Below are 639 nucleotides of genomic sequence, written 5' to 3' on the forward strand. Positions count from 1 at the left end.
CCAGTTCCTGCTGCTGACGACGCTGACAATTTTGCTGACGGTAGTGTTTCCCCGCTATTTTGAACGGCTGCGCGGCTCACAGGAGATCGGGACTTATTTGATTTACTTATTCTTTGTCGTGATTGGCATTCCGGCGGATTTGCGGATCATCCTCATGAACGCCCCGCTCCTCCTGGCATTTGTCTTTGTGATTGCCATGTCCAACCTGCTCGTATCGCTCTTCTGCGGAAAGCTGTTTCGTTTTCGGCTCGATGAAATTCTCTTGGCTTGCAACGCATCTGTCGGCGGACCGACGACAGCGGCGGCGATGGCGATTGCCAAAGGCTGGCGGGGCCTCGTTGCTCCCGTAATGCTGGTCGGGACGTTCGGATATCTGATCGGCAATTATGTCGGCACCTTCTTGGGCACATGGTTTTCCACCCTGTTATAAATGGCAAAAAAAGGCGCGGATTCCTTGACGAATCCGCGCCTTCTTTTATGAACGGGCAAGCGCTCCGGATACGGCTTCCAACGCTTGGGCAAAGTCCGCCTGTAAATCATCGGCATTTTCGACCCCGACGCTCAAGCGCAGAAGTCCGTCGGTAATGCCCCGTTTTGTGCGCTCATCCTTCGGCATGGCGGCGTGCGACATTTTTGCCG

The 639-nt window shown here is 54.6% G+C and carries 2 protein-coding genes; one reads left to right on the plus strand and one right to left on the minus strand.

Going from position 1 to position 639, the window contains the following annotated elements:
* On the plus strand, window positions 1-430 hold a 430-nt coding region (locus tag ACWHAR_RS28520; RefSeq protein ID WP_452088628.1), incomplete at its 5' end, for a DUF819 family protein.
* 45 nt (window positions 431-475) lie between these two features.
* Here ACWHAR_RS28520 and ACWHAR_RS28525 read toward each other — a convergent pair.
* A partial coding sequence (locus ACWHAR_RS28525) for a PLP-dependent transferase (protein WP_452088629.1) occupies window positions 476-639 on the minus strand: 164 nt, incomplete at its 5' end.

The organism is Bacillus sp. LR--39, from assembly GCF_053613335.1.